We start from the raw sequence: 12901 nt of genomic DNA, 5'->3' as shown, positions 1-12901 counted from the left end.
GGCATCGGCGTTGACCTGACGACCCTACGAACGGGTCCGTGGGATCACTCCCACTCGATCGTCCCCGGCGGCTTGCTGGTGACGTCCAGCACGACGCGGTTGACGTCCCGCACCTCGTTGGTGATGCGGGTGGAGATGCGGGCCAGCACCTCGTACGGCATGCGGGTCCAGTCGGCCGTCATGGCGTCCTCGGAGGACACCGGGCGCAGCACGATGGGGTGGCCGTAGGTGCGGCCGTCGCCCTGGACACCGACGGAGCGGACGTCGGCGAGCAGCACGACCGGGCACTGCCAGATCTCGCGGTCGAGACCGGCGGCGGTCAGCTCCTCGCGGGCGATGGCGTCGGCCTCGCGCAGCAGGTCCAGGCGCTCCTTGGTGACCTCGCCGACGATGCGGATGCCGAGGCCGGGGCCGGGGAAGGGCTGGCGCTGGACGATCTCGTCCGGCAGGCCCAGCTCCTTGCCGACCATGCGCACCTCGTCCTTGAAGAGCTGGCGCAGCGGCTCGATGAGCTTGAACTCCAGGTCCTCGGGGAGGCCGCCCACGTTGTGGTGGGACTTGATGTTGGCGGTGCCGGTGCCGCCGCCGGACTCGACGACGTCCGGGTAGAGGGTGCCCTGGACGAGGAACTCGACGGGCTCCTCGCCGTGCTCGCCCGCCTCGGCGACGATCTCGGCCTGGGCCTGCTCGAAGACCCGGATGAACTCGCGACCGATGATCTTCCGCTTCTCCTCGGGGTCGGAGACCCCGGCGAGCGCGTCGAGGAAGCGCTGCTGCGCGTCGACGACCTTCAGCTGGACGCCGGTGGCGGCGACGAAGTCCTTCTCGACCTGCTCGGTCTCGCCCTTGCGCATCAGGCCGTGGTCGACGTAGACGCAGGTCAGCTGCGAGCCGATGGCCTTCTGCACGAGCGCGGCGGCCACGGCGGAGTCCACGCCGCCGGACAGGCCGCAGATGGCGCGCTTGGTGCCCACCTGCTCGCGGATCGCGGCGATCTGCTCCTCGATCACGTTGCCCGTGGTCCACGTGGGCTCGATGCCCGCGCCGCGGTAGAGGAAGTGCTCCAGGACCTGCTGGCCGTGCGTGGAGTGCATCACCTCGGGGTGGTACTGCACGCCGTAGAGCTTCTTCGCGTCGTTCTCGAAGGCGGCGACCGGCACCAGGTCGGTGGAGGCGGTGACGACGAAGCCCTCGGGCGCGGCCGAGCAGGCGTCGCCGTGCGACATCCACACCGGCTGCTCGACGGGCGTGCCCTCGAACAGGGTGGAGCCGGGCCTGCTGACGGTGAGCGGCGTACGGCCGTACTCGCGCGCGCCGGTGTTGTCGACCGTGCCGCCCAGGGTCGTGGCCATCAGCTGGAAGCCGTAGCACATGCCGAAGACGGGGACGCCGGCCTCGAAGAGACCGAGGGCGTCGTCCAGTCGCGGGGCGCCCTCCTCGTACACCGACGACGGACCGCCGGAGAGGATGATCGCCTTGGGGTTCTTGGCCAGCATCTCCGCCACGGGCATCGTGCTGGGCACGACCTCGCTGTAGACCCGCGCCTCGCGGACGCGACGGGCGATGAGCTGGGCGTACTGCGCGCCGAAGTCGACAACGAGGACCGGTTCCGCGGTGTTGTCGTGGGCGGCGGGGGGTGCTGCTGGCACGGGAGCGGCCTTCCGGCGGTGGACGAGAGGGGGTCTGTATTTGTCGATTCTACCGGGACGCACATGGCTCCTTTCGTCTCACCATCCGAAACCGGGGCCACCCCCTCCGCCCGGTCGGGCATACTGGGGCCATGCAGAAGCAGCCGACCTTCGTCTTTACCTATGGCACCGGGCCCGTCCGGCGCCATGGTCGTGCTGCTGCGTGAGCGAGTAAGCCAGCGACTTCCCAGGCGCCCCGGGCCGACAAGGCCCGGGGCGCCTGGCGTTTTCCGGATCTTGCCGCTCCGGGGGCCGCGCCCCTTTTTGGAGAAACCCACATGAGCAACACCACCGCCCCCAGCACCGCCGCCCCCGCCGTCTCCGCCGCGCAGGACACCGGCGCCCGCACCGCCGAGGCCGCCGACGTGATCACGGGCGCCCGGGAACGGATCGACGCGCTCGACGCCCGGATCATCGGTCTCGTGCAGGAACGCATGGCCGTCTCCGAGGTGATCCAGCGCGAGCGCCTCGCGTCCGGCGGCCGGCGCGTGCACCTCTCCCGCGAGATGGAGATCATCGAGCACTACAGCCGTCAGCTCGGCCGCCCCGGCACCGTCCTCGCCATGACGCTGCTGGAGCTGAGCCGCGGCCGCGTATGAGGAACACCGGGTGTGAGGAACGCCGCGTGTGAGGCAGGCGACGGGCCGCCGTCAGCGCCGTGCGTCACCCAAGGCCCGGGCACTCACCCGTACGGTCGCGTGACCGCGCCGCGGCCGCCTTCGTTGAACCGGTGACCGCGCCAGCCAGGAGCGGCCCCGATGAAATCCACGCGTGGCTTCCGTCCCTGTTCCATCTGGGCGCCCGGCAACGACAGGGCGGATCCGCCGGAGTGTGTGACGTGCGAGCACGCGCGTCGTGGGACCTCACTGCGGCGGCGCGGCGACCGGTCAGCAGGGGACAGCAGCCCGGCCGCCACCCAAGGGGCGGTCGGTTCCAGGGACGCCTGGAACCGACCGTATCCGGTCGAAACGGTTGCGCCCGGTGCGGCTCATCCCGCACGATGCACAGGGAACGCACAGGGGAGCCGCAACTCCCCGGCACAGCACCGCCATTGGTCGGACCACCGCCACCGGCCGCCACCGCTCCACCCTTCGAGCCCGCGGCGCTTCCCCCGGCGCCGCTCCGCGGCACCGACAAGCCCTGACCCCTCGGTGCCGGCAGTCAAGGGCCCCGAGGCCGCCCGCAAGCCCCCGCGGAGCCGGCCCGGGGCCCTTCGCCGTACGCGCGCCGGCTACGCCGTCGTCCCCCCGGCCTCGGGCGGCACCACCGGCACCACCGGCACGGGCAGCAGCGGCAGCACCCGCAGCGCCCCGAAGGCGCCCTCCGGCACCGCCGGCCGCCGCGGCGCGACCGGTGCCGTGCGGACGTACGCGGCCCCCGGCGCCGGACGCGGGTCCGGCTCGCCCTCGTTGGGCCACAGCGCCATGGCCCGTTCCGCCTGCGCCGTGATCGTCAGCGCGGGGTTGACGCCGAGGTTCGCCGAGACCGCAGAGCCGTCGACGACCGAGATCCCCGGGTGTCCGTACAGCCGCAGGTACGGGTCCACGACGCCCCGCGACGCGTCCGCGCCGATGGCGCAGCCGCCGATGAAGTGCGCCGTGAGCGGCGTGCCGATCAGCTCCCCCACGTTGCTGCCGGGGAACCCGTTGATCTCCTCCGCGATCAGCGCCGCCGCCTCGGCCGCCGCCGGGATCTGGTCGGGGTTGGGCGCCCCGTGTCCCTGCCGGGCGGTGAGCAGGCCCTTGCCGGGGCCGCGCGGGCGCCGGTAGGTCGTCAGCGAGTTGTCGAGCGACTGCATGACCAGCCCGATGATCGTGCGCTCCGACCAGTGGTGGTTCGACAGCGAGCGCGCGGTCTGCACCGGGTGGCGCGCACAGCGCGCCGCGAACGCCAGCGCACGCGACGCCCGCGCGCCCACCACCGGCACCTGCACGACCGACAGCAGCCCCATGGCGTTCGACCCCTTGCCGTAGCGCACCGGCTCGACGTGGGTGTTCGCGTCGGGGTGGAACGACGACGTGATCGCCACACCCCGCGTGAAGTCGGGCCGGCGGCCGTGCGCGGCACGATAGCGCCGGTCGGTGGTCTGCGCGCCCACCAGAGCCTCGGAGTTCGTACGGGTCAGCGCGCCCAGCCGGTCCGACACGCGGGGCAGCAGGCCCGTGTCCCGCATGCGGTGCAGCAGCGTCTGCGTACCGTACGTGCCGGCGGCCAGCACCACGCGCCGCGCGCGGAACACCCGCCGCTCCCCCGCCGCGCGCCGGCGGCGCCCGGTGGGGACGGTGACGACGCGGTAGCCGCCGCCGGAGTGCTCGGTGACGGCCACGACCGTGGTCATGGGGTGGACGACGGCACCGGCGCGCTCTGCCAGGTACAGGTAGTTCTCGTTGAGGGTGTTCTTCGCGCCGTGCCGGCAGCCGGTCATGCACTCGCCGCACTCGGTGCAGGCCCGGCGCGCCGGCCCGGCACCGCCGAAGTACGGGTCGGGCGCCTCCTCGCCGGGCCGCGCCCGCACCGTGCCGTCACCGTCCCGCCCGTCGCCGAAGAAGACCCCGACCGGCGTCGGGCGGAAGGTGTCACCGGCCCCCATCCGCTCCGCCGCCGCCTTCAGGTGCACGTCGGACGGCGTGGTCGTCGGGTTGATCCGCACCCCGAGCATGCGGCGCGCCTGGTCGTAGTACGGCCGCAGCTCCTCCTCCCAGTCGGTGACACCGGCCCACTGCGGGTCCTCGAAGAACGCCTTGGGCGGCACGTAAAGGGTGTTGGCGTAGTTGAGCGAACCGCCGCCGACGCCCGCGCCCGCCAGCACCATGACCTTGCCCAGCAGGTGGATGCGCTGGATCCCGTACAGGCCGAGGGCGGGCGCCCACAGGTAGTCGCGCAGCGCCCAGGAGGTGCGGGGCAGGGACGCGCGGGCGAACCGGCGGCCGGCCTCCAGCACGCCCACGCGGTAGCCCTTCTCCGTCAGGCGCAGGGCGGCCACGGAGCCGCCGAAACCGGAACCGACGACGAGGACGTCGTAGTCGTACGCTGCCACGCTGCCTCCACCCACAGGTCGGGTACCTCAGCTCAGCCGCAGGGCCTTGAGCGCCCGCAGCCCGGTCGTCATGAGCCGTGCGTACTGCTCGTCGTCCATCCCGAACGCCGGCGCCAGCGGCATCAGCCGCTGGCGGGCGATGGTCTGCGCCTCCGTGTACTTCAGCAGCCCCTCGGCGCCGTGCCGCCGGCCCAGGCCCGAGTCGCCCATGCCGCCCATGGGCGCACGGGCACTGCCGTAGCCGGCGGCGTACGCCTCGTTGACGTTGACGGTGCCGGCGCGCAGCCGGGCGGCGACGGCGCGGCCGCGGCGGCCGTTCGCCGTCCAGACGCTGGCGTTGAGGCCGAAGGGGGTGGCGTTGGCGCGGCGCACGGCCTCCTCCTCGGTGTCGTAGCGGTAGACCGACACCACGGGGCCAAACGTTTCCTCGGTGCAGACGGCCATGGGCTGCTCGACGCCCTCCAGGATCGTCGGCTCGTAGAAGAGCGGCCCGATGTCCGGCCGCGGCCGGCCGCCCGCCAGCACGGTGGCGCCCTTGGCCACGGCCTCGTCGACGTGCCGGGTGACGGTGTCGAGCTGCCGCTGCGAGACGAGGGAGCCCATGTCGGCGCCGTAGGCGAGCGCGGTGCCCAGGCGCAGCGCCTTCGTGCGGGCGGTGAAGAGGCGCAGGAACTCGTCTGCGACGGACGCGTGCACGTACAGCCGCTCGATGGAGATGCACAGCTGGCCGGCGGAGGAGAAGCAGCCGCGCACGGCGCCCGCGGCGGCCTTGTCGAGGTCGGCGTCGGGCAGCACCAGCATGGCGTTCTTGCCGCCGAGTTCGAGGGTGCAGCCGATGAGGCGGGCGGCGGCGCCCTGCGCCACCTCGCGGCCCACGTGCGTGGAGCCGGTGAACGCCACGTAGTCGGCGTGCGCCACGAGGGCGGGGCCGATCACCGGGCCGTCCCCGATCACGACCTGCCACGCGTCGGCCGGCAGCCCCGCCTCGACGAGGAGGTCACGGGCCCACAGGGCGGTGAGCGCGGTCTGCGTGTCGGGCTTCATGACGACGGCGTTGCCGGCGGCGAAGGCGGGCAGGGCGTCGCCGACGGACAGCTCCAGGGGGTAGTTCCAGGGCGCTATCTGGCCGACGACACCGCGCGGCTGCCGCAGCTCGGTGACCTTGGTGAGGACGGGCAGCACGCCGAGGTGCGCCCTGGGCCGCAGCCGGGCGGACGCGGTCCGCCCGTAGTGCCGGGCGGCGACGGCGACGGCCTGCACCTCTTCGTGGGCGTGCAGCCGCGCCTTGCCGGTCTCCAGCTGTATCAGGTCGAGTATCTCGCGCTGCCGGTCGAGCAGGAGGTCGTGGAAGCGCAGCAGTACGGCGGCCCGCCGCCGTACGGGCACGGCGGCCCACTCCCGCTGCGCCTCACGCGCGCGGACGAACGCGGCCTCGACGTCCGCGGGCGTGGACTCGGGCAGGGTGGCCAGCACGTCCCCGGTGAAGGGCGCCCGACTGCACACCGTCCCGCCCCCGGACCTCACCACCCCCCGCCCCAGCCGCGCCACCAGCCCCTCGGTGACCACATCGGCGGCTCCCCGCGTCCCTCTGGGGGCAACGGGGTTGCCATCGGTGACTGTTCCACTGTCCTGCGGCAGCTCGGTCATGCGGGTGAGCGTATGACGAGCGGGGACGGTTTGGGTACCCGTCGGTAAGGCAGCGCGATCGGCCGCGGCTCAGGCTTCGCCGGTCGCCGTGTCCGGCTCGAACTCGTACTGCATTTCGTAGAGATGGCCCGCCTTGGCCATGACGGTCACCTCGATCGGTCGGTCACCGTCGCCGTACACGACGCGCAGAGTGCGCAGCACCGGGAGGTTGGTGGGCAGCCGGAGAGCGTTGTACTGCTCCTGCGTGGGGATGCGTGCCGACACCCTGTCCACGCTCTTTCGCGGCGGGAACCCGAGATCGGCCAGCAGCCGGGGTGTACCGCCCTTGATCTTCCGTCGCTCCGTGGCAGCCGTGCCGCGAACGATCTCCAAGGGGTAGTAGGACTTGACCAGCTCAACCGGCTCGCCGTCCAGGGTGAGCACTTGGGCCCGCAGCAAAGCGGTGGCGCCGGGCGCCAGCGCCAGGGCCGCGGCGACGTCCGCGGGAGGGACGGCCTCGGTGACGTCCAGCAGTTCGCTGCGCGCCCGGGCACCGTCCTTCGCCGCCTCGGTGAGCCAACGGTACGGCTCGCCGTCCGGGGCGGGAGCCATGTAGGCGGCGGGCCGCATGGTGCGCTGCCGATGCTCGCGCACGGTGACGGCTGCACCGGGGCGACCGACCACGAGACGCTCGTCCTTGAGGAGCTGGAGAGCCTTCTGAACAGTGGCGCTCGAGGCGTCGAACCGCTCCTTGAGCTGTGCCGTCGACGGCAGGTTGGCGCCCGGCGGCAGGTCGCCGGTCATGATTTCGTCGCGCAGGTCGGCGGCGATCCGCTCGTGCAGCGAGCGACGGTCGGCGGCGTCTGCTTCGGTTCTGTGCACGGTCATCCGATCGCGATCTCGTAGTGCAGGCGCTGGCGGTGTGCGGGCATGGTCATGAGGTCCACCTGGACCGGGCGCCCCCGGCTGTCCAGCGTGAGCCGCGTCAGCTGCAGAACCGGCTCGTCGGCGGCGGTCTCGAGCACCGACCGCTCTTCAGCGCTCGGCATGCGGGCGGTCACGTCCTCCCGGACCGTCGTACCGACGTGCCCGAGTTCGGCGAGCAGGGTGACCGCGCCGCCGCGGATCCTGGCCGTCTCCGCGAGACGGGTGCCACGCGCAATGGCCACTGGGTAGTACGTGTCGGTCAGCTCATTGGGCACGCCGTCCAGCAGCATCATCCGGCGGCGCACGACAACAGGCGCTCCTTCGCTCAGCCCCAGCAGCTCGGCAACGACGGGAGGGGCAGGCGCCTCACCGGCGTGGAGGATGCGCTGGCTGCCCCGGCGGTTCGCGACGGTGGTCTCGGCAGTCCACGCGTCGGTCGAACCCGGCCGGCGAGGTGTCAGGTACGGCATCGAGCTGCTGACCCATTGTCCGTTGCTCACGCTTCCTCCTCCGGCCGGCGCCCACTTCGGCACCAACGGTATGCGACGTCGCTGACGGCTACAGCAGAGCCAAACCCAGGTCCGGCGGCCGGGTGGGGGCCTGGAATGGGAGGTGCCGCACTCGGCGCTCCGACCCGCCACGTTCGACGAGCGCAGGGCTGCGGGAGCGTACGTGGGCGACGCCAAGTCGCCGGTGGGCTGTATGGATTGCGTGCGGCTGGAGGCGGCACGGCGACAGGCCGTGGCCGAATGCCACGACCACGATGCCGTCGTCGACGCCACCGTTGCGATCCGCAGCCACTTCCGTGACGCCCACCTGCTGTTCAGGACGGCCTGATGGCGCGCGCCCGATCAGCCACAGCGCACACCGTGGGTCGCCTGATGCGTCATTGTGAGCATCAGGCGGGATGGACCCACGCCGCCGGACGGTCGCACTGCCGGCGCTGCGGCGTGCTGCGGTTCACCGACTACGGCGCCCTGCGGCCGCCCCGTCTGCCCCAAAGGACGCCCTTCTGATCCAGCCGGTGCCCCCCTCACAACCGTGACAGGGACGCCGTCGCGTACAGCACGTCGCGGACCGCCTCCTGGTCGCCGATGGCGCCTGCTGCTGCGTCCTCCGGGTGGACGTGACCCGCGGCGAGGCGGGAGAACTCGACGCCGTCCAGGGCGATGTGGGCCACCGCGTCGTCCGGGGTGGGGGCCGCGGCCGGGGTGTCGAGGGGGATGTACCAGTGGCCGGCGCCGCGGCCCTCGATCTCCAGGTGGAGGGCGCGGCCCGGGGAGCCGGCCGTGGTGAGGGTGCGGGGCGGCGGGGCCAGGCCGGCGCGGCGGCGGCCGGCTATCGCTGTGGGCAGGAGGCGCGCCGACAGGTCGATCATGCGGTGCAGGTGGGCGGAGGAGGGCGGCTCGTAGGGATAGTCGACGGCGTCCGCGATGTCCTCGGCGTGCACCCAGCACTCGAAGGCGCGGTCGAGGAAGGCGTCGCTCAGGGCGAGGCTGTAGGGGCCGTAGTCGACGTCGCGGCCGGCCACGTCCTCGTCGGCGAAGGAGACGGTACGGACCAGGGAGCGGCCCTGGTCGCGCCAGGCGGAGCGCACTTCGGCGGGCGGCGCTCCGGACGGTGCGCAGGCCCAGGCGGCCTCGGTGCGCTCGGTGGGCGAGCCGGTGCCGAGCGGGTCAGGGAGGCCCAGCGGGCCGGCGACCAGGCCGTCGACGGCGGCGAGGTGGCTGATGACGCAGGCGACCGTGGCGTCCCGGCCGACGCCGCGGTCGCGGCTGCCGTCGAACCACGACAGCCGCACCGGGGCCCGCCAGTCCGCCTCGCCGATGTCGTGCAGCAGCGCGTCGAGCCGGGCGGCCTCGGCCTCGTACGGCGCGGCCCAGCCGGGGACCGGTATGCGGGCGGGGCGGCGGCCCAGGGCTCCGGCGAGCACGCGGGTGCGCAGCGCCGGGTCGAGGTCGAGGCCGTCCTCGGGGTGCAGCAGGGCGACGGCGTCCCGCAGCCGTACCGCTTCCTCCGCGCAGCCGGCGCAGTCGGTGAGGTGTGCCTCGACAGCCACTGTCTCCTCCGGGGAGCAGGCGGCCAGCGCCCACGCGCCGAGCAGCGACTTCAGCACGGCGTGCGAGGTGCCCGGGGAGAGCGTGGCCCCGGAGGGTACGGGGGTCATCGGAGCGCCCCCGGGTCGGGCGGGGAGACGGCGCGCGGTCCGTCGTGCGCGGTGGAGAGCAGTTGTAAGCCGAGGCGCAGCCGGCGCCGTGCCTCGTCCTCCGTGACGCCGAGCCGGGCGGCGGTCTGGTGGTAGTCGAGGCGGCGGAAGTACGCGAGGTCGAGGGCGGCGCGCAGGGGCGCGGGCATGGACGTGACGATGTAGTCGGCGCGGGCATGGACGTGACGATGTAGTCGGCGCGGGCCGCGGCGCTGGCCGCGCGGACCTTGCGCTCGACGTCGGCGGCGGGCCGCTCGCCGTCGTCGGCGGAGCGGCGCAGCCGGCTGACGGCGTACCGGCGGGCGAGCCCGGCGACCCACGAGCGCAGGGAGCCGTGCCGCGGGTCGTACTCCTCGGGGTGCTCCCACACGTGCGCGAACACCTCGCGGGTGACCTGGTCGGCGCCGGCCTCGTCGGCCAGGACGCGGTGGGCCAGGCCGTGCACCAGGCAGGCGAAGCGGTCGTACAGCTCGCCGAGCGCCGCGGCCTCGCCGTGCGCGAGGCGCTGGCGCATTCTGCGGTCCCAGTGCTGCGGTGCGTCGTTCGTCATGCGGCCCCTCCCCACGCCCTGCCCCTACGCACGGCTGTACGCCCTCCACCGAATGTAACCGCCGGGTAGGACACCGCACGAGCGTTTGAGCGGAAACCCCGGATGAAACCGGGGAAGACCCCGATCAAGCCCGGAGAGTGTGATACGCGGTTGTCAACCCCTCCGGGCGTTGACCGATGTTGACCGTGTAACGACCGAGCTCGTTCGAATGTGCCGATGTGTTATGCGGGTGTGACCGGATCTAGGGGGATTAGGGCCTCCCGCTGGGCATAGGCTCATCAGCGGTCGGCTTATGCCAGGTGATCATGCGCCCGGTCCCCGGAGGAGCCGCATGGGGGTTCCATGGGGGTCCGCGGGGGTCCACGGGGGTTTCGCCCTCTCCTGCACGGGGGAAGCGCCAGGCAGCCACACCGCGGAAGGGTCCATTCCATCTGAGTGACTGACCGAGTGAAGGGGCTCGAGCGCGTGACGTTGAAGGTGTTGGAGCACGAGCAGGGGGACTGGGCCGTGCTCCAGGTCTGCGGGGAAATGGATCTCATGACCTCGCCGGCCGTCCGCCAGCATGTGCACCACGCGGTGGCGGAGGGCCGGCGCAGTCTGGTGCTCGACCTCGGTGAAGTCCGCTTCTGCGACTCCAGCGGCGTGGGCGTCCTCATCGCGGCGCGCCGGCTGATGCGCTCCTGCCGGGGCAGACTCCGGATCGTCCTGCCCGCCCAGGACGCGCCCGAGGGCTCGCACGTCAACAGGGTCCTCGCCGCGCTGGGCGTGCGCCGGCTGTTCGACGTCTACCCCGACCTGCCCAGCGCCACCGCCGAGGCCACCGACCCGCTCTCCGCCTGAGCCGCAGGGCCCGAGGGCCCGAGGGCCTGTCCTACTCCCGCGGGAAGCGCGCCCGTACGGCGAACCCGCCGTCGTCCGTCCGCCCCGCCTCCAGCGTGCCGCCCAGGCTCTGCGCCCGCTCCCGCAACCCCACCAGACCGTGCCCGCCCCCGGGCAGCCCGGGCGCCGGAACCGCCGCGTCCGGCGGCCCGTTGCGGACCTCCACCACCAGCCCCGCCCCGCCCGGCTCCTGCCGGACGGCCACCCGCACCTTCGCCCCCGGCGCGTGCTTGCGCACGTTCGTCAGCGCCTCCTGCACCGTACGGAACGCCGCCCGCTCCACCGCCTCGGAGTACGCGCCCGACTCCCCCTGCCCGGCGCCGTTCTCGTACGTCACGTCGAGCGCGCTCAGCTCGATCAGCCGGTCCAGGTCGGCCAGGCGCGGCTGCGGGCTGAGCTCCTCGGTGTCCGCCCCGGCCGCCCGCAGGATGCCGACCATGTGGCGCAGCTCGTCGAGCGTGCGGACGGACAGCTCGCGGATCGTCCGCGCGCCCTCCCGTGCCCGGTCGTCGTCCGTGCTCACCTGCACCGCACCGGCCTGGAGGCTGATGAGGCTCACCTGGTGGGCGACGACGTCGTGCATCTCGCGGGCGAGCCGGGCGCGTTCGGTGGCCAGCACCCGGTCGGCGAGCAGCCGGTCCTCCCGCTCGCGGCTGCGCGTCAGTTCCTCCAGCCGCCAGGCGAGTTCGCGCCGGGTCCGGGTGAGCAGCCCGAGGGCGAGCGGGGTGGCCGCCACGACGAACGCGTCCACCAGGTCGACGCCGAGCTGGCGGTGACCGGCCACCGTCAGGGCCGCCAGGTCCGTCACGGGGTACGGGACGAACTGCGCGCCCGCCATCAGCAGCCCCGCCGCCCCCAGCACCCACCGGTTGGAGTGACGCACCGCCACCGAGTACAGAGCGATCATGGCGGCGATCCAGGTGTACGACAGGTACATGCCCGGCAGCGTGAGGAGGAAGGCCGTCAGCGGGAACCGGCGGCGCCACAGCAGCGCCACGGCCGCCAGCAGGGACGCCCCCAGCGGCGCTCCCGGGCGGACGCCGTTGACCAGCAGCGCGTCCCCGAAGGCGACCAGGGGTGGCAGCACCAGGGGCGCCCAGCCCGGCAGCCAGGGCGGCAGGGAGGCGCGCCAGACGCTCATGCCCGGCCGCCCCCGTGCCCTGCGGGCGGCCGGACCAGCCCGGCGCGGTCGGCGACGATCGCCGCCTGGACGCGGTTGACGCCGCCCAGCTTGGCCAGCACGGCCCGCACGTGGTCCTTGACGGTGCTGGGCGCCAGGCCCATGCGCTCGGCGATCCGCTGGTTGCCCAGGCCCTCGCCCAGGTGGGCCAGCACCTCGCGCTCGCGCGGCGTGAGCGCCCGTACGGCCTCGGCCGCGCTCCGGTCCGCCGCCGCGGAACCCGTCGCCTTACCCGCCGCCGCACCTGGGGCGCCCGGGTCGCCCGTACCCGCCGCCACGTAGCCGCCGATCACCGCGCCCGTGACCGCCGGGTCCAGTACGCTGCCGCCCGCCGCGAGCGTGCGCACTGCGCGGACGAGCTGCTCGGGGTCGGTGTCCTTGAGCAGGAAGCCGGTGGCACCGCCGTGCAGCGCGGCGGCCAGGTACTCGTCCGCGTCGAAGGTGGTGAGCATGGCCACGGCCGGCGGGCGCGGCAGGGCGCGCAGTCCGCGCAGCACGGTGAGGCCGTCGACGTCCGGCATCCGTATGTCGAGCAGGACGACGTCGGGCAGGAGGGCGGCCACCGTCCGTACGGCGTCGCCGCCGCCGCAGTCGGCGACGACCTCCAGGTCCGGGGCCGTGCCCAGGATGAGGCGCAGCCCCGACCGGACGAGCTGTTCGTCGTCCACCACCACGACACGGACCACCGGCCGCTCCCCTTCTGTCGTCCGTCTTCCGGCTCCCGGCCGGTCACCCGACCGGACGCCTGACCGATTTCGCCCCTCCAGCCTGCCTGACGGCACGGACATACGCGGCACGGGCCTACGCC

12 protein-coding genes and 1 pseudogene are annotated in these 12901 nt (G+C 73.6%); 4 read left to right on the top strand and 9 right to left on the bottom strand.

Annotated features, from left to right (window positions below; all coding sequences use genetic code 11):
- Nucleotides 1-44 precede the first annotated feature (44 nt).
- A complete protein-coding gene (gene guaA / locus IE305_RS15530; protein ID WP_190130150.1) occupies nt 45-1649 on the bottom strand; it encodes a glutamine-hydrolyzing GMP synthase in 1605 nt (534 codons plus the stop codon).
- A 317-nt stretch (nt 1650-1966) separates the two neighbouring features.
- Between guaA and IE305_RS15525 the strand changes: the two genes are divergently transcribed.
- A complete protein-coding gene (locus tag IE305_RS15525; RefSeq protein ID WP_190130149.1) occupies nt 1967-2287 on the top strand; it encodes a chorismate mutase in 321 nt (106 codons plus the stop codon).
- 632 nt (nt 2288-2919) lie between these two features.
- On the opposite strand, the gene IE305_RS15520 is transcribed toward IE305_RS15525, so the two are convergent.
- From IE305_RS15520 to IE305_RS15505, 4 genes are all read right to left on the bottom strand, one after another.
- The gene (locus tag IE305_RS15520) at nt 2920-4740 is read right to left on the bottom strand and encodes a GMC oxidoreductase (protein ID WP_373311640.1); all 1821 of its coding nucleotides are present in this window, start codon (nt 4738-4740) and stop codon (nt 2920-2922) included.
- A 12-nt stretch (nt 4741-4752) separates the two neighbouring features.
- On the bottom strand, nt 4753-6372 hold the full coding sequence (locus IE305_RS15515) for a succinic semialdehyde dehydrogenase (RefSeq protein ID WP_190130147.1): 1620 nt from the start codon (nt 6370-6372) through the stop codon (nt 4753-4755).
- 69 nt (nt 6373-6441) lie between these two features.
- Complete coding sequence (locus IE305_RS15510) at nt 6442-7239, bottom strand: GntR family transcriptional regulator (protein ID WP_190130146.1); 798 nt, start codon at nt 7237-7239, stop codon at nt 6442-6444.
- Nucleotides 7236-7778 carry a GntR family transcriptional regulator gene (locus IE305_RS15505; RefSeq protein ID WP_190130145.1) on the bottom strand — a complete coding sequence of 181 codons (543 nt, stop codon included), beginning with the start codon at nt 7776-7778 and terminating at the stop codon, nt 7236-7238. Before IE305_RS15505 ends, IE305_RS15510 begins: the two co-directional genes overlap by 4 nt.
- Before the next feature lie 172 nt (nt 7779-7950).
- Here IE305_RS15505 and IE305_RS15500 point away from each other — a divergent pair, with 172 nt between their 5' ends.
- Nucleotides 7951-8115, top strand: a complete 165-nt coding sequence (locus tag IE305_RS15500; RefSeq protein ID WP_190130144.1) for a hypothetical protein — start codon at nt 7951-7953, stop codon at nt 8113-8115.
- The gene (locus IE305_RS33790) at nt 8115-8294 is read left to right on the top strand and encodes a DUF6255 family natural product biosynthesis protein (RefSeq protein ID WP_373311639.1); all 180 of its coding nucleotides are present in this window, start codon (nt 8115-8117) and stop codon (nt 8292-8294) included. Before IE305_RS15500 ends, IE305_RS33790 begins: the two co-directional genes overlap by 1 nt.
- 17 nt (nt 8295-8311) lie before the next feature.
- Here the strand turns inward: IE305_RS33790 and IE305_RS15495 are convergent, their stop codons facing one another.
- Both IE305_RS15495 and IE305_RS15490 read right to left on the bottom strand, forming a co-directional pair.
- Complete coding sequence (locus IE305_RS15495; protein WP_190130143.1) at nt 8312-9445, bottom strand: maleylpyruvate isomerase N-terminal domain-containing protein; 1134 nt, start codon at nt 9443-9445, stop codon at nt 8312-8314.
- Nucleotides 9442-10034 (bottom strand): annotated as a pseudogene (locus tag IE305_RS15490) (sigma-70 family RNA polymerase sigma factor). The gene IE305_RS15495 and the pseudogene IE305_RS15490 overlap by 4 nt, the downstream one beginning before the upstream one ends.
- 465 nt (nt 10035-10499) lie before the next feature.
- On the opposite strand from IE305_RS15490, the gene IE305_RS15485 reads away from it, so the two are divergent.
- Nucleotides 10500-10874 (top strand): STAS domain-containing protein, encoded by a 375-nt coding sequence (locus IE305_RS15485; protein ID WP_190130142.1) that lies wholly within the window; start codon nt 10500-10502, stop codon nt 10872-10874.
- Between the two features lie 31 nt (nt 10875-10905).
- On the opposite strand, the gene IE305_RS15480 is transcribed toward IE305_RS15485, so the two are convergent.
- Complete coding sequence (locus IE305_RS15480) at nt 10906-12054, bottom strand: sensor histidine kinase (protein ID WP_190130141.1); 1149 nt, start codon at nt 12052-12054, stop codon at nt 10906-10908.
- Nucleotides 12051-12779, bottom strand: a complete 729-nt coding sequence (locus tag IE305_RS15475; RefSeq protein ID WP_190130140.1) for a response regulator — start codon at nt 12777-12779, stop codon at nt 12051-12053. The genes IE305_RS15480 and IE305_RS15475 overlap by 4 nt, the downstream gene beginning before the upstream one ends.
- Between the last annotated feature and the right edge of the window lie 122 nt (nt 12780-12901).

The sequence above is a fragment of the Streptomyces mashuensis genome (genome assembly GCF_014654785.1).
Classification (GTDB): Bacteria; Actinomycetota; Actinomycetes; order Streptomycetales; family Streptomycetaceae; genus Streptomyces; species Streptomyces mashuensis.
This window is presented reverse-complemented; position numbering and strand designations above follow the sequence as displayed.

Coding starts and splice junctions, on each gene's coding strand:
- IE305_RS15525 (WP_190130149.1), top strand. CDS start 1,967: ATGAGCAACACCACCGCCCCCAGCACCGCCGCCCCCGCCGTCTCCGCC.
- IE305_RS15515 (WP_190130147.1), bottom strand. CDS start 6,372: ATGACCGAGCTGCCGCAGGACAGTGGAACAGTCACCGATGGCAACCCC.
- IE305_RS15510 (WP_190130146.1), bottom strand. CDS start 7,239: ATGACCGTGCACAGAACCGAAGCAGACGCCGCCGACCGTCGCTCGCTG.
- IE305_RS33790 (WP_373311639.1), top strand. CDS start 8,115: ATGGCGCGCGCCCGATCAGCCACAGCGCACACCGTGGGTCGCCTGATG.
- IE305_RS15495 (WP_190130143.1), bottom strand. CDS start 9,445: ATGACCCCCGTACCCTCCGGGGCCACGCTCTCCCCGGGCACCTCGCAC.
- IE305_RS15480 (WP_190130141.1), bottom strand. CDS start 12,054: ATGAGCGTCTGGCGCGCCTCCCTGCCGCCCTGGCTGCCGGGCTGGGCG.